This is a genomic window from Actinoplanes auranticolor (assembly GCF_018332655.1).
In the GTDB taxonomy this organism is placed as follows: Bacteria; Actinomycetota; Actinomycetes; order Mycobacteriales; family Micromonosporaceae; genus Actinoplanes; species Actinoplanes auranticolor.
Map to the genome: position 1 here is coordinate 33,722 of NZ_BOQL01000057.1, position 20,397 is coordinate 54,118.

A 20,397-nucleotide genomic window follows, 5' to 3' on the forward strand; every position below is an offset into this window, starting at 1 on the left:
CCGCTACAGCGCGTCGCCGGGTGCCGTCGCCCAGGCACTGGAGGCGACGGCGGCCACCGCCGGGACGGCCGGTCGCAGCGCCCGTTCCGGCACGGCCTGCCGGGCCACGACCGCTGAGCTGCGCGCCTGCGGCAGGGCGCCGTGGGCCCGCAGGAAGCCGTCGACGGCCTGGGGCCAGCCGAACAGCTCGGCGCGGGCCCGGGCAGCCGCCCGGCGTTCGTTCTCGGGACGGTCCATGAGGTTGCGCACACCCTCGGCGAAAGCCTCCGGCGTTCCCGGCACGGCCACCCCGGCGTCCCCGACGACCTCGGGCAGGGCGCTGGCGGCGTTGACCACCACGGGCGTGCCGCAGGCCAGCGCCTCCAGCGCGGCGAGCCCGAAGGTCTCCACCGGGCCGGGCGCCACGGCCACGTCCGCGCTGGCCAGCAGCGCGGCGACGTCATCGCGGTCGGAGATGTGCCCGGCGAAACGCACCGGCAGCCGGGCCGCCCGGTAGGCCAGCGCGGCCCGGCGGGAGCCGTCGCCGGCCAGGGCCAGCACGGCGGGGACCTTGGCGGCACGCAGCGCGGCGATGGTGTCGACGGCCAGCTCGGGGCGCTTGTCGGCGGAGAGCCGGCTGCAGTAGACGACCAGCAGCTCCTCCGGGCGGGCGTAGCGGGAGCGGACCGCGGCGTCGGCGCGGCTGGGGTGGAACTGGCGCAGGTTGACGCCCAGCGGCACCTCGACCAGGTTCGGCACGCCGAGGCGGCGGAACTCGGCCGCCGCGAAGGCCGTGGTGCAGACGATCTGGTCGAAGACCTCGGCGGTACGGCGGTTGAGCCGGTCGGCGAGCCGGTCGCGCTGCGGCATGCCCCAGACGCCCAGCAGGCCGGCCAGGGACTCGTGGGAGACCATCATCGAGCCGACCCCACGCTCGCGGGCCCAGCGGCCCGTCCAGCGCAGCGTGGCCCGGTCGGAGACCTCGATGCGGTCCGGCTGCAGCCCGTCCAGCAGCCCGGTCAGCTCGCGCCGGCCGGCCAGCACGCGGTAGCCGCCGGTGCGGGGCACCCGGTGGCCCGGCAGCGTGATGACCCGGCCCTGCGCGGTCATCTCGTCGGAGCGCTCACGCCCCGGCACGATCAGGATCGGCTCGTGGCCGGCCCGCAGGTAGCCCTCGCCGAGGTTGCGCAGCGCGGTGCGCAACCCGCCCGAACGAGGTGAGACGAAGTTCGCCAGTCGGACGATACGCAGCTTGCGTTCACCCACTGATCGACCGGTCATGCAAGGCACTCCAAGGTCACTTCGAGGTCGGTGGTCCGCTCGTGCCGTCCCCTCGGCAAGCTCAGAGATCGTAGCGGGAACCGGGTCGGACGACCTCCACCGGACCCACGAACGCGGCGGACGCGGCCTCCACAGTAGAGGCCTCACTCCCCCAGGCCGGAACGAGGTGCGTCAGCAGCAGTTTGCCGACGTCCGCCTTGGTGGCCGCCTCCCCCGCCTCACCGCCGGTCAGGTGCAGGTCAGGCGGGTTGGCGACACCGTCGAGGTAACTCGCCTCACACAGGAACAGGTCCGCGCCCTGGGCCAGGCGCAGCAGGGCGTCGCACGGCGCGGTGTCCGACGAGTACGCCAGCACCCGGCCGTTGTGCTCGACGCGGACCCCGTACGTCTCGATCGGATGGTTGACGCGGTCCGCGGTGACGGTGAACGGGCCGATCGGGAACGTGCCCGGCTGCAGACCGTAGAACGTGTACACGTCGTCGACCGGCTCGTTCTCGGCGCTGTAGGCAGCTGAGATGCGTTCCGCGGCGCCCATCGGGGCGTACACGGGCAGCGGGGGCAGCGGGCCGCCCGGCGCGTAGCGGCGCACCACGACGTAGGTGCACGCGTCCAGCATGTGGTCGCAGTGCAGGTGGGTCAGCATGATCGCGTCGACGGCGCCGATACCCGCGTACCGCTGCAGCGCCGACAACGATCCGGACCCGAAGTCGATCAGCAGCCGGAACCCCTCTGCCTCGACGAGGTAGGCGGAACACGCCGACTCGGGGCCGGGAAAACTGCCGGCGCAGCCGAGGACGGTCAGTCGCATACGGGTCCCTCTGGTTCACGCTCGGTCGTCCACTCGCCCAAGGCCCATGCTCCTCGAAAGTCCTTCGCCCCCAGGATCCGGCCCTTGGTCGAAACGGCAGACCAGTCAATCACGCTGCGCAGCCTACGCCGGGCCCAGCGGGTCGGCTAAACGTCTGATCGATTTGTCGCGAAATCGACAACGCAGGTCACACCGGTCGTGACCTGCACCATTATCCCATCCGTTACGCCACGTGAGTCGCATTCGTTGCACACCGTGAAGGGACCACCCGGGCTATCGGAGGAGTGCAGTGGCGACCACGGGCGTGCAAGAGCCGAGACGAACTCGTGTCCCGGTGCAGGACTCCCCCGCGCCGGACGTGGTCCCGTTCGGCTGGGAACCCGGCCCGGACGACGTGATGGACGACATCGACGGCGAGGTGTACTTCCGCTTCCCGGCCGCCGACGACCCGGCCCCGGGCACCCGGCGGCTGCTGGCCATGTCCCTCTACGCGTCGATGCTGGGCCTGGCCGGGGTCGGTATCGGCATCCGCGGCCTGGTCTCGCAGATCGGCGGCGGGGTGCCCGGCTGGTACGTGCCGGTGCTGGCCCTGCTCGGGATGGTCAGCGTGGCGCTGTCGGTCGGCGCGTTCCTGTCCATCCACCGGCGGGTGCTGCCGTGGATGCTGCTGCTGGGCGCGGCCGTACCGCTGATCGCGGACATCATGCTCGCCGTGGCCTACTGAGCCGGCGGGGCGGCAATGCCGCCCCGCCCCTTGCTCAAGCCCAGAGCTGGCCCTCGAGGGCGTCCTCGGCCTCGGCCAGCGTGCCGCCGTAGGCACCGGTGGAGAGGTATTTCCAGCCGCCGTCGCAGATCACGAAGGCCACGTCGGCGCGCTGACCGGCCTTGACCGCCTCGTGGGCCACGGCCAGCGCCGCGTGCAGGATCGCGCCGCTGGAGAAGCCGGCGAAGATGCCCTCGACCTCGACGAGCTGCCGGGTGCGCAGCACCGCGTCGCGGGTGCCGACCGAGAAACGCCGGCTCAGCACGGTGGCGTCGTACAGCTCGGGCACGTAGCCCTCGTCGATGTTGCGCAGGCCGTAGACGAGCTCGCCGTAGCGCGGCTCGGCGGCCACGATCTGGATGCCCTCGACCTTCTCCCGCAGATACCGCCCCGTGCCCATCAGCGTGCCCGTGGTGCCCAGGCCGGCCACGAAGTGCGTGATGGTCGGCAGGTCGTGCAGCAGCTCGGGCCCGGTCGTCTCGTAGTGGGCCCGGGCGTTGCCGGCGTTGCCGTACTGGAACAGCATCACCCAGTCGGGGTGCTCGGCCGCGATCTGCTTGGCCGTCGCGACCGCCTGGTTGGAGCCGCCGGCGGCCGGCGAGAAGATGATCTCGGCGCCGTACATCCGGAGCAGCTGGACCCGTTCGGAGGAGACGTTCTCCGGCATCACGCAGACCAGCCGGTAGCCCCGCAGCTTGGCCACCATGGCCAGGGAGATACCGGTGTTGCCGCTGGTCGGCTCGAGGATGGTGTCGCCGGGACGCAGGCGCCCGGACTCCTCCGCCTCGCGCACCATGTAGAGCGCCGGGCGGTCCTTGATGCTGCCGGTCGGGTTGCGGTCCTCGAGCTTGGCCCAGAGCCGCACCGGCGGCGCGCCCTCGGGCACCGTCGGCGACAGCCGGGGCAGGCCGACCAGCGGCGTGCCCCCGCAAGCATCCAGCAGGCTCTCGTAGCGAGCCATGAGCTTACTGGCCTTCAGTCCGATTAGGGGCGGCGGCGGGGCGGTTGGACGGGCGTCCGAGGAGGGCCGCTGCGGCGGCGAAGCCGAGCGCGCCGCCGGCCACGGCCGGCAGGATGGTGACGGAGTCGCCGTCGCTCAGCGGGGCGTCGAGCGCGCCGAGGAAGCGGACGTCCTCGTCGTTGACGTAGACGTTGACGAAGCGGTGCAGGCCACCCTCGGGCGTGAGCAGCCGGCCCTTGAGACCCGAGTGCTTGGTGTCCAGGTCGTCGATGAGGCCGGAGAGCGTCGCACCGGAGCCCTCGACGACCTTGGAGCCGCCGGTGTAGCTGCGCAGGATGGTGGGGACGCGAACTTCGATAGCCATGACTGTGATGCTCCTAGAAAAGAGAAGTCGAGAGAGTTCGGGGGCAGGGTCGTCTGAGGTCGCGTCAGCGACACTCGTAGTAGACCGACGCGGGGCTCTGCCCGAACATGTACGACTGGACGGCGTAGCCGTCCGCACTCCCACTCACGCGTCCACCGTCGCATCCACGATGTTGACCTCTTCTTCGGTCACCACACCGTCCACGATACGGAACGAGCGAATCTCCTCGGAATCCGGCTCGCGGGTCGAGACCAGCACGTAATGTGCGCCCGGCTCACCCGCCAAGGAGATGTCGGTGCGCGAGGGATACGCCTCGGTCGCAGTGTGCGAGTGGTAGATGACGACCGGTTCCTCGTCGTTGTCGTCCATCTCGCGCCACACCCGCAACTGCTCCATCGAGTCGAACTCGTAGAACGTCATGGACCGGGCCGCGTTGTCCATCGCGATGTGCCGCGTCGGCAGGTCGCTGCCGACGGGCCCGGCGACGACACCGCAGGCCTCGTCGGGGTGGTCCCGGCGGGCGTGGGCGACGATCGCGTCGACGATCGCGCTGTCGATGGTCAGCACGTCGTTCACATTACCGTGGCCCGGCGCCGGACCGGGCGTGGCAGTGCTCACGCGCGTACGGATCATCACGTGGGGTAGGGGTGGATGCATGAAGCAGCGTTCAATCGGAAACGTCCAGGTCGGCGCCATCGGGCTCGGCGGCATGCCGATGTCCATCGAGGGGCGACCCGACACCGACCGCTCGGTCCGCACCGTGCACGCCGCGCTCGAGGCCGGCGTGACCCTCATCGACACGGCCGACGCGTACCACCTGCACGCCGACGAGGTGGGCCACAACGAGAGCCTGATCGCCCAGGCGCTGGCCAGCTGGGGCGGCGACACCTCCGGCGTGCTGGTCGCCACCAAGGGCGGTCACCTGCGTCCCGGTGACGGCTCGTGGACCGTCGACGGCTCCCCCGCGCACCTGCGTGAGGCTGTCGAGGGTTCGCTCAAGCGCCTCGGCGTCGACGCCATCGGCCTCTACCAGTTCCACCGCCCCGACCCCGAGGTGCCGTACGCGGACTCCGTCGGCACCCTGCGCGAGCTGCTCGACGAGGGCAAGATCCGGCTGGCCGGCATCTCGAACGCGACCGTCGAGCAGATCCGGCAGGCCCAGGAGATCCTCGGCGGCCGGCTCGTCTCGGTGCAGAACCAGTTCTCGCCCGCGTTCCGCTCCTCGGAGGACGAGCTGCGTCTCTGCGACGAGTTGGGCATCGCCTTCCTGCCGTGGTCGCCGCTGGGCGGGATCGCCAAGGCCGGCGAGCTGGGCAGCCGGTTCGCCGAGTTCGCCCAGGTCGCCGAGGCGCACGGGGTCAGCCCGCAGCGGGTCACCCTGGCGTGGATGCTGGCCAAGAGCGAGCACGTGATCCCGATCCCCGGCGCCAGCCGCCCGGAATCGATCACCGACTCGGCCCAGGCCCCGGAACTGACCCTGACCGACGAGGAGTTCACCCGGCTGGACCGGGCGGCCTAGTGCCGTTCCTCGATCTCCGGTAGGGCGTTGAGCAGGGACTCCTGCAGGTAGCCCAGGTAGGCGTACACGGAGAGCTGGAAGACCCGGCTCGACGCGGGGTCGCGCACCACGGCCTCGTCCAGCTCGTCACCGAGGTCGGTGTCGCCCTGGATGTCGAGCCGGGTCCCCATCGCCAGCCGGGCGTCGTTGATCGCCCGCAGCCAGGCCTCGGCCTCCTCGCCGTCCAGGCGCACCTCACCGGGGCCGTCGTCGGGCAGCGCGGCGAGGATGGCCCCGGCCTGGTCGATCTTGCCCGTCTTGAGGTCACCCTCGGTGTAGAGGCGGAACTCGGCCGAGTCGTCGGGCCGGTCCGGGTAGATGTCCGGGAAGAGCCGGCCGACCACCGGATCGGTGTGGTCGAAACCGTCCATGAGCAGGCCGACGACCTCACCGGCGACCTTGCGCAGCACGCGCACCTCGTCGATGGCGAAGGTGGCCACGCACTGGTTCCCGTTGCGTCGGAACATCGTTCAGCTCACCCGCCCACTCAACCGCGGTCCACTGTCGCCCACAGACCGTAGCCGTGGAGTTGCGCAGCGTCCATTTCCATCCGTTCACGCGCGCCGCTGGACACGACCGCCTTGCCCTTGTTGTGCACGTCCATCATCAGCTGCTCGGCCTTGTCGTGGCTGTACCCGAAGATCTTCTGGAAGACCCAGGTCACGTACGACATGAGATTGACCGGATCGTCCCAGACGATGGTCACCCACGGCCGGTCATCAGCCGGTACCTCCTCGATCTGCGGCGTCTCTGCGGGAGCGACCTGAGGCAACGCCATGCCCCCCATCGTGCCACGCCGATTCCGGCGGAGGTCGAACCGAGCACGCCAGGCGCGCCGCCAGGGGTGGGATGGCGCAGCCCCGAGTCTGCGCCGCGCCCGCGGAGAACACCACTCACCGGCGGAAACAGCCGGACGGGCCGGCGGGGCGCCCGGACCCGCCCCGCCAGGCTGGGCCCGGGCAGTCACGCCGGCACCGCCGAACCGTATGGGACCGGACGGGGGCCGGACAGATGCCTGAATACTCACCGTTTCGTGCACTCTTACTCATTCTCGAACGTGGTACGTGCGGTGACGTGAATGTGACGGATCTCGATATGCTGACCCCGTGGAGCACTGGGGATTCGTCGGTCGCGCCGACGAGTTGACCCGGCTCATCACCGTCGCCACCCGGGACACCGACCGCGGCCTCATCCTCAGCGGCAGCGCCGGCATCGGCAAGAGCCGGCTGCTGCACGAGGCGGTCGCCGAGCTGCCGGCCGAGCACTACGCGGTCCACTGCGCCTCGGCGAACATAGCCAGCTCCGGGCTGCCGTTCGGCGGTCTGGCCCAGATCCTGCCCACCGACCCGCCCGCCGCGCTGTCCGCCGCCGGGCTGCTGCGCTGGGCGGTCGACGGGCTGCACGCGGAGTCCGGCAACCGGCCGATGGTGCTCGCCATCGACGACGCCCATCTGCTGGACCCGCCGTCCGCCGCGCTGGCCCACCTGCTCGTCCGGGAGGGCGCGACGCTGCTCGGCACGCTGCGTACGGCCGAGCCGGTGCCGCCGCCGATCAGCGCGCTGTGGACCGAGGGCCTGCTCAGCCACGCCGAGCTGGATCCGCTGACCGACGACGAGTCCCGCCGGCTGCTCACCGCGCTGGTGCGCGGGCCGGTCGAGCCGGGCTCCGCGCAGCGGCTCATCCGGCTGGGCGGTGGCAACCCGCTGCTGCTGCGCGAGCTGGTGCTCGCGGCGCTGAGCGGGGGCGAGCTGACGAAGACCTACGGTTTCTGGCGCTGGACCGGCCGGCTCACCCTGGCCCCCAGCCTGGCCGACCTGGTCGGGGCCCGGATCGGCGGGCTCACCCCGGGCGTGCGCGACGTGCTGGAGATGGTCGCGTTCGGCGAGCCGGTGGGGCTCACGCTGCTGATGCGGGCCGCCGCGGCCGCGGACGTGGAGGCCGCCGAGGAGCGCGGGCTGATCCGGATCGTCATCGACGAGCGCCGTCGCGACGTCCGGCTGGCCCACCCGCTCTACGGCGAGGTGGTCCGCCGCGGCTGCCCGGTGACCCGGTCCCGGCGGCTGCTCGCCACCCTGGCCGACCTGGTCGAGGGGGCCGGCGCCCGGCGCCGGGACGACCTGCTGCGGGTCGCGGTCTGGCGGCTCGACTCCGGTACGGCGCAGGACGGCGCGCTGTTGCTCGACGCGGCCCGGCAGGCTTTCAACCGGTTCGACATCGACCTCGCCCGGCGGCTCGCCGCGGCGGCCCGGGACGCCGGAGCCGGGTGGGCCGCCGCCGAGCTGCTGGCCACCGTACTGCTCTTCGCCGACTGCCCGGAGGAGGCGCTGAAGGTCCTGGGCGACGATCCCGACGACAGCGCCCGCCGGCTCACCGCGCGGGCCGCCGTGGAGTTCTTCGGGCTGGGCCGGGCCGAAGCGGCGGACACCCTGGCGGCGGCCCGGCTGCCGGACCCGGCGGAGATGGCCCGGGTCCGCGCGTTCGAGGCGTTCATCCGGCTCCAGCTCGACGAGTTGCCGACCGCCCGGCGCCTGGCCCGCAGCGTGCTGGACGAGCCGGCGGCCGGGGTCGCGACCCGGGCGCTGGCCCGCTGCATCCTGGCGTACCTGCTGGCGGCCGGCGGCGACCCGGACGGCAGCGCCGAGCTGGTCGCGGCGGTCGAGGCCGACACGGCGGCCTGGCGGCGCGACACCCCGACCCTGCAGTACGCCCTGCAGATGGCCGAGGGCACCCGGGTCAGCGTCGCCCTCGACCTGCCGGCCATCGACCGGATCCTGGCCGCCGAATTCGCCCACCTGGCCCAGGCCGGCGGCTTCGGCTTCGGCTCCGGCTGGGTATCGCTGCTACAGGCCCAGGCCAGCCTGCTGCGCGGGCAGACCGACGAGGCCCTGCACGCCACGGAGCAGGCCTGCGCGTCGCTGGCCCCGGCCCGGGTCTACGACGGGAGCGCCCACTTCGCCCGGGCCAACGTGGCCGCGCTGCGGGGCGAGAGCACGATCGCCACCGAGTCGCTGGCCACCGCCGAGGCCGCCGCGGGCACCGCCGTCAGCCTCTACTACCCGTGGCAGGAGCAGGCCCGGGCTTGGACGCTGGCGTGCCAGGGCGAGCCGGCCGCCGCCGTACGCGTCGTGCAACGCGCCGTGACCCGGCTGCGGGCCGACCACCTGTACGGCCACGAGCTGCTCGCCCTCTACGACCTGGTCCGGCTCGGGCAGCCGCAGCTCGCCGCGGCCCGGCTCGCGGAGCTGGCGCCGGTGGTGGGCGGCCCGGCCACGCCGCTGCTGATCCGGCACGCCGTGGCCGCCGCGGCCGAGGCCGGCGAGGACCTGTTCGCGGTGGCCCGGGAGTTCGCCGTGCTGGGCTATCAGCCCTTCGCCGCCGAGGCCGCGGCCGGAGCGGTACGGATCTTCCGCATCGCCCGGGACCCCCGCGCGCTGGCGGCGAGCACGCTGATGGCCGACGTGCTGAGCCGCTGCGGGCCGCTGCGGACGCCGGCGCTGCTGGCGGTCCAGCCGGCGCTGACGGTCCGCGAACGCCAGGTGGCCGAGCTGGCCGCCGAGGGGGTGCGGAGCCGGGAGATCGCCGACCGGCTCTATCTGTCGCCACGCACGGTGGAGAACCACCTCCAGCGCGTCTACACCAAGCTGGGTGTCAACGGCAGGTTGGAGCTCGCTCCGGCACTGCGCCTGCTCCCGCAATAAGGTAGGCCGGTGAATGACTTCGCGCCCGCGCTGCTGACCGACCAGTACGAGCTGACCATGGTCAGTGCCGCCCTCAAGGACGGGACGGCCAACCGCCGCAGCGTCTTCGAGGTGTTCGCCCGGCGGCTGCCGTCCGGGCGCCGCTACGGTGTCGCCGCCGGTCAGGGCCGCCTCATGGAGCTCATCCGCGACTTCTGCTTCACCGACGCGGACGTCGACTTCCTGCGCCGCTCCGGAGTCGTCGACGACGCCACCGCGGCGTGGCTGGCGGACTACCGCTTCACCGGCGACATCGACGGGTACGCCGAGGGCGAGCTGTTCTTCCCCGGCTCACCGATCCTGACCGTGTCCGGCACGTTCGCGGAATGCGTGGTGCTGGAGACGCTGATCCTGTCGGTGCTCAACCACGACTGCGCGATCGCGGCGGGAGCGGCCCGGATGGTCACCGCCGCCCGGGGCCGGCCGATCATCGAGATGGGCTCCCGCCGTACCCATGAGGAAGCCGCCGTGGCCGCGGCCCGGGCGGCCTATCTGGCCGGCTTCGCCTCGACCTCGAATCTCGCGGCCGGCGGCCGCTACGGCATCCCCACGACGGGTACGTCGGCCCACGCGTTCACCCTGCTGCACGACGACGAGCCGGCCGCCTTCGCCTCGCAGGTGGCGGCGCTGGGCAAGAACACGACGCTGCTGGTGGACACGTACGACATCGCCCAGGGCATCCGCAACGCGATCGCCGTGGCCGGTCCCGACCTGCGCGCGATCCGGATCGACTCGGGTGACCTGTCGGTGCTCGCCCAGCACTCCCGCGAGCTGCTCGACTCCCTCGGCGCCACGGAGACGAAGATCATCGTCTCCGGCGACATGGACGAATACTCGATCGCCACGCTCGCGGCCGAGCCGGTCGACATGTACGGCGCGGGCACGGCCGTGGTCACCGGCTCCGGCGCGCCGACGGCCGGCCTGGTCTACAAGCTGGTGGAGGTCGAAGGCCGGGCCGTGGTGAAACGCTCGGAGAACAAAGCGACGGTCGGCGGCCGCAAGACCGCCGTCCGGCGGCACAAGCCCACGGGTACGGCCACCGAGGAGATCATCGTGTCCCAGGGCGTGCCGGACCACAACACCAACGACCGGCTGCTGCAGCGCTCGTTCGTCGTGGGCGGCGAGGTGGCACCGCTGCCGAGCCTGGCCGAGTCCCGCGACCACCTGCGCCAGTGCCTGATCTCGATCCCGTGGGAGGGCCTGAAGCTCTCCGCCGGCGACCCGGCGATCCCGGTCACCGTCGTCCCCACCGCCTGAAAGGTGTGACCATGTCACGCGCACTGATCATCGTCGACGTCCAGAACGACTTCTGCGAGGGCGGCTCCCTGGCCGTACCGGGCGGAGCAGGCGTGGCCGCGGGCATCTCGGCGGCCCTCGCGTCGGGCACCTGGGACCACGTCGTGGCGACGAAGGACTACCACGTCGACCCGGGCGCCCACTTCAGCGACCACCCCGACTTCGTCGACTCCTGGCCGGCGCACTGCGTGGTCGGCACGGACGGCGCGTCCTTCCACCCGGCGCTGGAGACGGCGCGGGTGGAGGCGGTGTTCCACAAGGGCGAGCACGCGGCGGCGTACTCGGGCTTCGAGGGGCACACCCGCGAGGGCGAAGGGCTGGCGGACTGGCTGCGAGCCCGGTCGGTGACGGAGGTCGACGTGGTGGGCATCGCCACGGACCATTGCGTACGGGCGACCGCGCTCGACGCGCAGCAGGCCGGTTTCGCCACGACGGTGCTGCTGGACCTGACGGCCGGGGTGGCCGCGGCCACGACCACCGCGGCCTTGGCCCAGTTCGAGCAGGCTTCGGTCGCGACGACCGGAACGCCCGTGGTGACCTCCGTCTAATCGACTGGGAGTTGTCGTACCCCTGCTGTTGACTGTCCGGCGGAGGTTAGGACCGCCATGACACTCACGCCTTACCGGGAGACTCTCGCCCTGCGCGGGATCCGATCGCTGCTCATCGTGGCGACGCTGGCCCGCATCCCGATCACGGCCGGCACAGTCACGCTGACCCTGCACGTGACCCAGGACCTGCACCTGGGCTACGGCGCCGCCGGCCTGGTCGGAGCGGCCTTCACCGTCGGCAGCTCGGTGGGCGCGCCGGTGCTGGGCCGGGTCACCGACCGCAAGGGCCTGCGCCCGGTGCTGGTGCTGACCACGGTGGCCGAGGTGGCGTTCTGGACGACGGCGCAGGCGATGCCGTACTGGGCGCTCCTGATGGCGGCGCTGGTGGGCGGCTTCCTGACCCTGCCGGCGTTCGCGGTCGCCCGGCAGTCGATCGCCGCGCTGGCGCCGGAGTCCCACCGGCTGCCGGCCTTCGCCCTGGACTCGATCACGACGGAGCTGTCGTTCATGGCCGGCCCGGCGCTGGGCGTGCTGATCAGCACGACAGCGGGCGCCCGGGTGGCGATGCTGGCGGTCGGCGCCGGCATCCTGCTGTCCGGCATCGGGCTGTACGTGCTGAACCCACCGATCCGCGGCAAGGACGAAAAGCCGATCTCCGCCGGCGATCGGGTCCCCCGCAGCACCTGGCTGAAGCCCCGCCTGGTGGCGATCCTGGCCATCACGAGCGCGGCAACCATCGTCCTGAGCGGCACGGACGTGGCGGTGGTGGCGGTCCTGCAGAGCTCCGGCGAGGTGGAGTGGACCGGGGCGGTGCTGGGCCTGTGGGCGGCGTACTCGCTGGTGGGCGGGTTCGCGTACGGCACGGTGAAGCGGGGGCTGTCACCGCTGGCGCTGCTCGCGCCGATGGCCCTGCTGACGATCCCGGTCGGCCTCGCCGGTGGTCACTGGTGGCTGCTGGCGCTGCTGCTCCTGCCGGCGGGTGCACTGTGCGCCCCGACGATCACGGCGACGGCGGACGCGGTGAGCAGAATGACCCCGGCGTCGGCCCGGGGCGAGGCGATGGGTCTGCACAATTCGTCGCTGACGGTGGGGGTGGCGCTGGGGGCGCCGCTGGCTGGTGTGGTGATGGACACGTGGTCGCCGGCTTGGGGGTTCGCTGCGGTGGGTGGAGTTGGGGTGGTGGTGGCCGTGCTGGCGCTGCCGGCTGAGCTGCGCCGCCGTCGGGAGCTGCCGCCGGTGGTCGACGAGGGGGCGAACAGCTTGGACGGGCAGGCTGACTCTCTGGGGGCGGGTGGGGCTGGGCCGGCGGCTGAGTTCCCTGCTCCTGACGCGGCGGCGCCGAGTCGCTGAGGTCGGTTGTCGCTAGTCGTTCGGCGTCGGTTGTGATGCGGCTCGCTTGTCGGAGGTGGGTCCTCGGGGCCGGCTTGAACGAGGGAAGCCGGGTTGGGATTGACGTGGGTTCGGGGTGTGGGTTCGGGCCGGTAGGCCGACCGGGGCCTCAGGGGCGTGAGGTTCGGACCGCTGGGGCGGTCGGGCCGGTCGGGCCCGGGGCGGGTCGGTCGAGGCCGCGGGCCGTCAGGCCGGACAAGACCGCAGACCGTCAGGCCGGACAAGACCGCAGACCGTCAGGCCAGACAAGACCGCAGACCGTCAGGCCAGACAAGACCGCAGACCGTCAGGCCAGTCGAATCGGTGAGCCACAGGTCGGTCCGGGGCCGCTAGGCCGAGACGGTCAGGCCGGTCGGAGCCGTCAGTAGGAGCCGCCGGGGCGGTAAAGGCGCCAGGCCCAGCGGGTCGGTTGGGGGGTCGGGCCGCTGACGCGGCAGAGGCGGCAGGCCGGTAGAGGCTCGAGGCCGCCAGGCCGGGGCGCCAGGCCGAGACGCCAGGCCGAGACGCCAGGCCGGGATAGAGGTGCCAGGCCATCGGGCGGCGGGCCGGTCGAGGCGGCAGGCCGTCGGGCGGCGGACCGGTCGAGGCGGCAGGCCGTCGGGCCGATCGGGAGACCACGTCGGGGGACCAGGCCGGTCGGAGCCGCCGACAGAGGCCACCGAGGCGGTAGAGATGGGATGTCGGGGCGGAGCCGCCACGGGACCGCCCGGAGCGGTAGAGACCACCGGCCGGTCAAGCTGGTGGGAAGGTCAGGCCGCTGGCGCGATGAAGGTGACAGGACGGTCGAGGCGGTAGGCCGTCGGGCCAGTCAACAGGGATAGGCCGTCGGATGGATCGAGACGGGTAGGCCGCAGGCCCGGTCAGAGCGACCAGACAGGCCGCCAGGCCGGTCCGACCCGCCATGCCCGGGCGGCAGAGGTAGCAGGCCGGTCGAAGTCGCAGGCTGCAGGTAGGCCGTGCCGTAGACCGGTCCTGGACGACCGAGGCCGCGAACCGCACGACCGGCTGACGGGCCGGCGGGCCAGCGAACGCGCGGGCCAGCCAACGCGCGGGCCAGCCAACGCGCGGGCCAGCCAACGCGCGGGCCAGCCAACGCGCGGGCCAGCCAACGCGCGGTAAAGGGTAGGCCGATCAAGGCGGCAGATCATCGGGCCGGCAGCCCAGCCGCACCCCCGCGCATGAAACTCGAACTCTCGGCCAAGGCCGCCGGACCAAGCCAACCGTCCGAGCAAGGCCCCCGATGAAGAGCCAGGAAACGCAAACGGCCCGCCCCGGAAAGGGACGGGCCGCTTCATGCTCACAGGTCAGTGCTTACGGTCGCTGACGTCTTCCCGGTAGGTCGCGCCGCCGTCTGATTCGCTGGTCAGGGGGCGGGCGCCGCCTTCCGGCGGTCCGGCCACCGAGGTGCCGGCCGCCAGTTCCGGGAACTTCGCGTCGAAGGCCGGGCGCTCCGAGCGGATCCGGGGCATCTTGTCGAAGTTGCGCAGCGGCGGCGGGCTCGAGGTCGCCCATTCCAGGGAGTTGCCGGCGCCCCAGGGGTCGTCGACGGTTACCAGCTGGCCGACCTTGTACGACTTCCACACGTTGTAGATGAACGGGAGTGTGGAGGCGCCCAGGACGAAGGAGCCGACGGTGGAGAACGTGTTCAGGAAGGTGAAGCCGTCGCTCGGCAGGTAGTCCGCGTACCGGCGGGGCATGCCCTCCGCGCCCAGCCAGTGCTGGACCAGGAAGGTGGCGTGGAAGCCGAGGAACGTCAGCCAGAAGTGGATCTTGCCTAGCCGGTCGTCCAGCATGCGGCCGAACATCTTCGGGAACCAGAAGTAGATGCCCGAGAACACCGCGAACACGATCGTGCCGAACAGCACGTAGTGGAAGTGCGCGATGACGAAGTAGGAGTCCGAGACGTGGAAGTCGATCGGCGGGGCTGCCAGCAGCACACCGGACAGACCACCGAACAGGAACGTCACGAGGAAGCCGAGGGCGAACAGCATCGGCGTCTCGAAGCTGATCTGGCCGCGCCACATCGTGCCGATCCAGACGAAGAACTTCATGCCCGTCGGGACCGCGATGAGGAAGCTCAGGAAGCTGAAGAACGGCAGCAGCACCTGGCCGGTGACGAACATGTGGTGCGCCCACACGCTCATCGACAGCGCCGCGATCAGCAGGGTCGCGCCGACCAGGCCCTTGTAGCCGAAGACCGGCTTGCGGCTGAAGACCGGGATGACCTCGGTGATGATGCCGAAGAACGGCAGCGCCACGATGTACACCTCGGGGTGGCCGAAGAACCAGAAGAGGTGCTGCCAGAGCATCGGGCCGCCGGTGTCCACGTCGAAGACGTGCGCGCCGAGGATGCGGTCGGCGGCCAGGGCGAACAGCGCGGCGGCCAGAAACGGGAAGACCATGATCACCAGCAGGCTGGTGACCAGGATGTTCCACGTGAAGATCGGCATCCGGAACATCGTCATGCCGGGGGCGCGCAGCGTGATGATCGTCGTGATGATGTTGACGCCACCGAGGATCGTGCCGAGGCCGGAGAGCGCCAGGCCGACGACCCACATGTTGCCGCCGACGCCCGGCGAGTGCAGCGAGTCGCTGAGCGGGGTGTACGCGAACCAGCCGAAGTCGGCCGCCCCACCCGGGGTCAGGAAGCCGCTGATGGTGATCGTGCCGCCGAACAGGTAGAGCCAGTACGCGAAGGCGTTGAGCCGCGGGAACGACACGTCGGGCGCGCCGATCTGGATCGGCACCACGAAGTTCGCGAAGGCGAACACGATCGGCGTCGCGAAGAACAGCAGCATGATCGTGCCGTGCATCGTGAACAGCTGGTTGTACTGCTCCGGCGAGAGCACCTGCATGCCCGGGCGGGCCAGCTCGGTGCGCATGAGCAGAGCCATGAAGCCGCCGAGGATGTAGAACACGAAGGCGGTGATCATGTACATGATCCCGATCTGCTTCGCGTCCGTCGTCCGCAGGACCCGCGCGAGGGCTGAGCCCTTGACCTGCTGTCGCACCGGCCATGGCCGGGTCACGATCGGCTTAGGCGCAACGGTCGTCACGGATAGCCTCCGGTGTCTCGTTCGTCCCACTGCGTACACCCGAGTTCGAAGGCGTACCTCGCAGGCAGAATAGTCCCCCGCCGACCCCCGGCGGGCGCGGGGTGACCAAAGAGCATCCGGGTCTCAGAACGGCTCGACGAGTCCCCGGTACTGATCGGCGAAGATCCGTTGACCCCGCCTCCGCAGCATAGGGTCGCGCTCGGCCGGAGGAACGTCACGGGTCTGGTCACGCTCGCGGGTGTGCTCCCGGACCTGCGCGCAGCGGTCGCGTCTGCGCTGCTCGAAGGCCCGTAGCGCGGCCGGCACGTCGTGCGGGGTGGCCTTGAGCACTTCGCCGAGCACCACGGCGTCCTCGAGCGCCATCGCGGCGCCCTGGGCCAGGGTCGGGGCGGTCGCGTGGGCCGCGTCGCCGACCAGCAGCACCGGGCCCCTCGTCCAGCCGTCCAGCACGACCTCGTCGGTGCGGGCGACCTGGACCTTCTCCAGCGCGGCGAGGACAGCCGGGGCCGGCCCGCCGAAGTCGCCGAACAGCTCCCGGACGCGGGCGCGGGGGTCCTCGGGATTGGGCGTGCCCTCCGCGACGGTCTCGTCGGCGTGGACGTAGAGCCGCCGGCCGCCCATCGGCATCACGACGAACTGCGACTGCTCGCCGAGCAGGCAGGTCCAGTCGCTGAGCGACGGCCCGCCGCTGACCACGCTGCGGTAGACGATCTGGCCGGTCGGGACGGCGGCGCCGCCCAGCCCGGCCTTGGCCCGGATCATGGAGCGCCGCCCGTCGGCCGCGACGACCAGGTCGTACTCGGCGATGGCGCCGTTGCCGAATTCGACCTTGGCCGCGCCGTCGACGATCTCGAGGTCGCGGACGGCGGTCTCGTAGCGCACCTCGCCGCCGACGCTGGTGAGCAGCACCTGCTGCAGGTCGGCCCGGGAGAGCGCGCGGCTCTCCCCCACGCCGGCCCACAGCGCAGCCAGGTCGACCTCGAAGAGTTCGTCGCCGGCGGAGTCCTGGAACACCTGCCGGAAGATGAGGTCGCCGAGCGGGCGCAGCGGGGCGTCGAGGCCGAGCTGCCGCATCGCCCGGGACGCGTTACCGGGCAGGAAGATGCCGGCGCCGGGAACGGTGCTGGCCGGCAGTTCCTCGACCACGTCGGGCCGGAAGCCGGCGACCCTGAGCCCTCGGGCCGCCGCGAGGCCGCTGATGCCGGCGCCCACGACGAGGATGCGCAAGGTCATCGCTGCAACGCCTCCGAGGGGTGGTCGATACGCGTCGGAGCCAAGACACTACAGGCCGCCACTGGAGCGCGAAACCCACGATCATGCTTGTGTCCGTTTTGTGGGAGATGGCGGAGCGAGCCGGCCGGCACTTCAGACCACCAGCTCGCGCAGAGGGACACCCGCCAGCGCCTTGACGTCGCGCGAGAGGTGGGCCTGGTCGGCGTAGCCCGCAGTCGCGGAGACGTCGGCGAACGGACGGCCGGCGCGCGCCAGCGCCACCGCCGTCTGCAACCGCAGGATCCGGGCGAGCGTCTTGGGGCCGTACCCGAAGCTGCTCCGGCACCGTCGCTGCAGGTGGCGGGGGCTGAGGCCGCAGCGGTCGGCGATCGCGCCGACCGGGCGCCCGGCCCGGGCGCCGGCAGCCACGGCGACCATCGCCGGGTCCGGCTGCTGCCAACGCCGCAGCGCGAAGGCCTCCAGCGCGGCGATCGGGTCACCGGCCTCGGACAGCGCGCGCACCTCCGCGGCCGGGCACACCGCGTCGAGCGGCACCTGCTGGTCGGTGAACTCGTCGGCCGGGATGCCCAGCACGCCGGGCCCGGTGCCGGCGGCGAAGCGCAGGGCGAAGAACCGGCTGCCCGGCGTCGCCGTGCCGAGCTGGGCGGTGGTGTCCGGGCCCGCGATGAAGACGGCACCGTCGTGCCAGATCAGATCCATGCAGCCGTCCGGCAGGATCCGCGTCGGCGGACAGCCCGGCGGGACGGTGCTGCGCCAGGCGATCACATGCGGGAGGTTCGCGGCCCATTCCACGTACATGCCGGTGACCCTGGCACGGGGGTGCGACAAGTTCTCCGAATGACAACCGTGTAACTCCGGCGGACAATTGGGTGGTGACCGACCAGCTGGACGAATACCGGCGCAAGCGCGACGCCCGTCGTACGCCCGAGCCCGTGCCCCGCGGCCGGCCCCGGCCGACCAGCGGAAACCGGTTCGTGATCCAGCAGCACCACGCCCGCAGCCTGCACTGGGACGTGCGGCTGGAACGCGACGGCGTGCTGGTCTCCTTCGCCGTCCCGCGCGGCCTGCCGCGCGACCGCGGCCGCAACAACCTGGCCAAACACACCGAGGACCACCCGCTGGAATACCTCACCTTCGCCGGCGAGATCCCGGCCGGCGAGTACGGCGGCGGCCGGATGTCCATCCATGATCACGGCACCTACGAGACCGACAAGTGGCGCGCCGACGAGATAGGCGTCACTTTTCACGGCGAGCGCACCAGCGGCCGGTACGTCTTCTTCCAGACCGGCGGCCACGACTGGATGGTCCGGCGGATGGACCCGGCCGAGCCGGGCTGGCAGAGCATGCCCGAGGCCGTCGAGCCCATGCTCGCTGCCCGGGCCGCCGGGCTGCCACCCGACGACGAGGACTGGGGGTACGAGCTGAGCTGGGCCGGCCGCCGCACCCTGGTGTACGTCTCCGGTGGCCGGGTCCGGCTCGCCACCGCGGACGGCACGGACGTGACCTCGTGGTATCCCGAGTTGCGCCCGCTGGGCGAGGCGCTGGCCCCGCTGGAGGCCGTGCTCGACGGTGAGATCGTGGCCTTCGACGGCCCCCGGATCGCGCCGGAACTGCTGGAACGCCGCAAGGCACCGCGGGACTCGGCGGCCGCCCGCCGGGCCGCCGAGCGGACCCCGGTGCAGTTCCTGGCGTACGACCTGCTGTGGCTGGAAGGCCATTCCACGGTCGAACTGGTGCGGTACGCGGAGCGGCGCGAGTTGCTCGACGGGTTGACCGTGAGCGGCGACAACTGGCAGACCCCGCCGTTCTTCCCGGGTGGCGGCTCCTTCGCCCTCGACACCGCCCGGGCTCAGGGACTGGCCGGGGTCGTGGCGAAACGTCTCGACTCGCCGTACCTGCCGGGTCGCCGCAGCCGCCTGTGGCTGGCCATCGACGCGGACTGACGCGAAGCCGTTTTTCCTTGATCCGAGCCGGGCGGACCCGATGAGGGGTTTACCGGTCCCGGCGACGGAAAGGGCTATTACTGCAATGCGTCGCCCGAAGCACGAGCCGCCAACCGCTGTGAATTCGGATATGTCTGCAGATCTCTGGAACTCCGCCACGCACGTTCTCGACACCAATTGGTCGAACGACCACATGGTCCCGTCCCGGGGGCTCTATCCGCACCAGTGGAGCTGGGACGCCGCCTTCATCGCCGTGGGGCTCGCCTACGTCAACCCGACCCGCGCCTGGCGCGACCTGCGCAGCCTCTTCGAAGCGCAGTGGCCCGACGGCCGGGTGCCGCACATCGTCTTCGACCCGCGCACGGCGGAGGACGACTACTTCCCCGGACCCGGCTTCTGGGACGTTCCCGCGTACGGTGGCCGCCCCGCCCGCGGCAGCACCGGCATGGTGCAGCCTCCCCTGCACGCGCTCGCCGCGTGGGAGGTCTACCGCCGCGCCGCGTCGCACGGTGTGGCCTGCGCCCGCGCGGCCGGCGACCAGCTCGCCTGGCTCTATCCGCGGCTGGTCGCGCAGCAGGAGTACCTGACCGGGCGCCGCGACGCCGGCGGTGACGGGCTGGCCAGCATCGTGCACCCGTGGGAGTCGGGCCTGGACAACAGCCCGTCCTGGGACGCGGCCCTGGCGGCCGTGCCGGCCGACCCGGCGCTGCTGCAGCGCTTCCGGCGGCGCGACATCGACAAGGCGGACGCGGCGCACCGGCCGACCGACGTCGACTACGCCCGGTACGTCGGGCTGGCGGTCGACTACCGCGACGGCGAGTACGCGGACGTCGACCTGGCCCACCGGCACGCGTTCGTGGTCGAGTGCCCCTCGTTCAACACGATCCTGGCGGCGGCCGAGCTGGCCCTGGCCCACATCGCCGCGGTCGTCGGGGCGGACCCCGGGCAGCACCGGCAGCGCGCGAAGCGGATCACCCGGGCGATCTCCGAGCACCTGTTCGACCCGGCGACCCGCACGTTCTCCTCGCGCGACGTGCGTACCCGTACCCTCAGCCCGGCCCGGTGTGTCAACGGCCTGATGCCGCTGCTGCTGCCCGACCTGCCCACCGGGCAGGTCGAGGCCATCATGGCCGAGGCCGCCTCACCGCGCTTCGGCCTGCCGGCGCGGACCGGGCTGCCGCTGCCGAGCTACGACCGGACCGCGCCCGACTTCGACACGCTGCGCTACTGGCGCGGACCGGTCTGGATCAACGTCAACTGGCTGCTGCGGCGCGGCATGCTCGTGCACGGCTACCTCGACGAGGCCGAGGACCTGCGGCTGGCGCTGATCCGCCTGGTGCACACCGCCGGGCACTTCGAGTACTACCACCCGCGAACCGGGGCGGGGATCGGCGCCCCGACGTTCAGCTGGACCGCCGCCCTCGCCCTCGACCTGCTGGCCGACCGCAGCGTGCCCGCCTACGCCCGGGCCGCCTGAGCGC

General features: G+C 72.0%; 17 protein-coding genes and 1 pseudogene. 8 read left to right on the top strand and 10 right to left on the bottom strand.

All coding sequences use genetic code 11. From position 1 onward, the window contains the following. Positions 1-3 precede the first annotated feature (3 nt). Positions 4-1,260: a glycosyltransferase gene (locus Aau02nite_RS32715; protein ID WP_246595612.1), complete on the bottom strand. Its 1,257-nt coding sequence runs from the start codon at positions 1,258-1,260 to the stop codon at positions 4-6. Positions 1,261-1,321: 61 nt separating this feature from the next. Next, positions 1,322-2,068 (bottom strand): MBL fold metallo-hydrolase, encoded by a 747-nt coding sequence (locus Aau02nite_RS32720; protein ID WP_212992466.1) that lies wholly within the window; start codon positions 2,066-2,068, stop codon positions 1,322-1,324. A gap of 334 nt (positions 2,069-2,402) precedes the next feature. Here Aau02nite_RS32720 and Aau02nite_RS32725 point away from each other — a divergent pair, with 334 nt between their 5' ends. Further along, positions 2,403-2,792: a hypothetical protein gene (locus tag Aau02nite_RS32725; protein ID WP_212992467.1), complete on the top strand. Its 390-nt coding sequence runs from the start codon at positions 2,403-2,405 to the stop codon at positions 2,790-2,792. Positions 2,793-2,826: 34 nt separating this feature from the next. Here the strand turns inward: Aau02nite_RS32725 and Aau02nite_RS32730 are convergent, their stop codons facing one another. The 3 genes and pseudogenes from Aau02nite_RS32730 to Aau02nite_RS32740 form a co-directional block, all read right to left on the bottom strand. Further along, the gene (locus tag Aau02nite_RS32730) at positions 2,827-3,792 is read right to left on the bottom strand and encodes a PLP-dependent cysteine synthase family protein (RefSeq protein WP_212992468.1); all 966 of its coding nucleotides are present in this window, start codon (positions 3,790-3,792) and stop codon (positions 2,827-2,829) included. Positions 3,793-3,796: 4 nt separating this feature from the next. Then, a complete protein-coding gene (locus Aau02nite_RS32735; protein ID WP_212992469.1) occupies positions 3,797-4,156 on the bottom strand; it encodes a MoaD/ThiS family protein in 360 nt (119 codons plus the stop codon). Between the two features lie 64 nt (positions 4,157-4,220). After that, positions 4,221-4,723: pseudogene (locus Aau02nite_RS32740) on the bottom strand (M67 family metallopeptidase). 88 nt (positions 4,724-4,811) lie between these two features. Between Aau02nite_RS32740 and Aau02nite_RS32745 the strand changes: the two are divergent. Then, positions 4,812-5,675: an aldo/keto reductase gene (locus Aau02nite_RS32745; protein WP_212992471.1), complete on the top strand. Its 864-nt coding sequence runs from the start codon at positions 4,812-4,814 to the stop codon at positions 5,673-5,675. Here the strand turns inward: Aau02nite_RS32745 and Aau02nite_RS32750 are convergent. Both Aau02nite_RS32750 and clpS read right to left on the bottom strand, forming a co-directional pair. Continuing rightward, positions 5,672-6,181, bottom strand: coding sequence for a DUF2017 domain-containing protein (locus Aau02nite_RS32750; protein WP_212992472.1), 510 nt, complete (start codon positions 6,179-6,181; stop codon positions 5,672-5,674). The two genes, Aau02nite_RS32745 and Aau02nite_RS32750, sit on opposite strands and share 4 nt — an antisense overlap. A 20-nt stretch (positions 6,182-6,201) precedes the next feature. Then, a complete protein-coding gene (gene clpS, locus Aau02nite_RS32755) occupies positions 6,202-6,492 on the bottom strand; it encodes an ATP-dependent Clp protease adapter ClpS (RefSeq protein WP_212992473.1) in 291 nt (96 codons plus the stop codon). Positions 6,493-6,820: 328 nt separating this feature from the next. Between clpS and Aau02nite_RS32760 the strand changes: the two genes are divergently transcribed. The 4 genes from Aau02nite_RS32760 to Aau02nite_RS32775 are packed head-to-tail and all read left to right on the top strand — an operon-like array spanning position 6,821 to position 12,645. Continuing rightward, entirely contained in the window at positions 6,821-9,412 is a 2,592-nt protein-coding gene (locus Aau02nite_RS32760; protein WP_212992474.1) for a helix-turn-helix transcriptional regulator, read from the top strand. A 9-nt stretch (positions 9,413-9,421) separates the two neighbouring features. Further along, positions 9,422-10,708, top strand: a complete 1,287-nt coding sequence (locus Aau02nite_RS32765; protein ID WP_212992475.1) for a nicotinate phosphoribosyltransferase — start codon at positions 9,422-9,424, stop codon at positions 10,706-10,708. 11 nt (positions 10,709-10,719) lie between these two features. Next, the gene (locus Aau02nite_RS32770) at positions 10,720-11,295 is read left to right on the top strand and encodes an isochorismatase family protein (protein WP_212992476.1); all 576 of its coding nucleotides are present in this window, start codon (positions 10,720-10,722) and stop codon (positions 11,293-11,295) included. Between the two features lie 57 nt (positions 11,296-11,352). Next, a complete protein-coding gene (locus Aau02nite_RS32775; RefSeq protein WP_212992477.1) occupies positions 11,353-12,645 on the top strand; it encodes an MFS transporter in 1,293 nt (430 codons plus the stop codon). 1,343 nt (positions 12,646-13,988) lie between these two features. On the opposite strand, the gene ctaD is transcribed toward Aau02nite_RS32775, so the two are convergent. The 3 genes from ctaD to Aau02nite_RS32790 all read right to left on the bottom strand — a co-directional run bounded on the left by ctaD (position 13,989) and on the right by Aau02nite_RS32790 (position 17,771). Next, positions 13,989-15,740, bottom strand: coding sequence for an aa3-type cytochrome oxidase subunit I (ctaD, locus tag Aau02nite_RS32780; protein WP_212992478.1), 1,752 nt, complete (start codon positions 15,738-15,740; stop codon positions 13,989-13,991). A gap of 123 nt (positions 15,741-15,863) precedes the next feature. Then, positions 15,864-16,973 (bottom strand): FAD-dependent monooxygenase, encoded by a 1,110-nt coding sequence (locus Aau02nite_RS32785; protein ID WP_212992479.1) that lies wholly within the window; start codon positions 16,971-16,973, stop codon positions 15,864-15,866. Positions 16,974-17,105: 132 nt separating this feature from the next. Beyond that, positions 17,106-17,771 carry a helix-turn-helix transcriptional regulator gene (locus Aau02nite_RS32790; RefSeq protein ID WP_212992480.1) on the bottom strand — a complete coding sequence of 222 codons (666 nt, stop codon included), beginning with the start codon at positions 17,769-17,771 and terminating at the stop codon, positions 17,106-17,108. Positions 17,772-17,845: 74 nt separating this feature from the next. Between Aau02nite_RS32790 and Aau02nite_RS32795 the strand changes: the two genes are divergently transcribed. Together Aau02nite_RS32795 and Aau02nite_RS32800 are read left to right on the top strand one after the other, a co-directional pair. After that, complete coding sequence (locus Aau02nite_RS32795) at positions 17,846-18,916, top strand: DNA polymerase ligase N-terminal domain-containing protein (protein ID WP_212992481.1); 1,071 nt, start codon at positions 17,846-17,848, stop codon at positions 18,914-18,916. A 130-nt stretch (positions 18,917-19,046) separates the two neighbouring features. Continuing rightward, positions 19,047-20,393, top strand: a complete 1,347-nt coding sequence (locus Aau02nite_RS32800; protein ID WP_212992482.1) for an MGH1-like glycoside hydrolase domain-containing protein — start codon at positions 19,047-19,049, stop codon at positions 20,391-20,393. Positions 20,394-20,397: the final 4 nt, after the last annotated feature.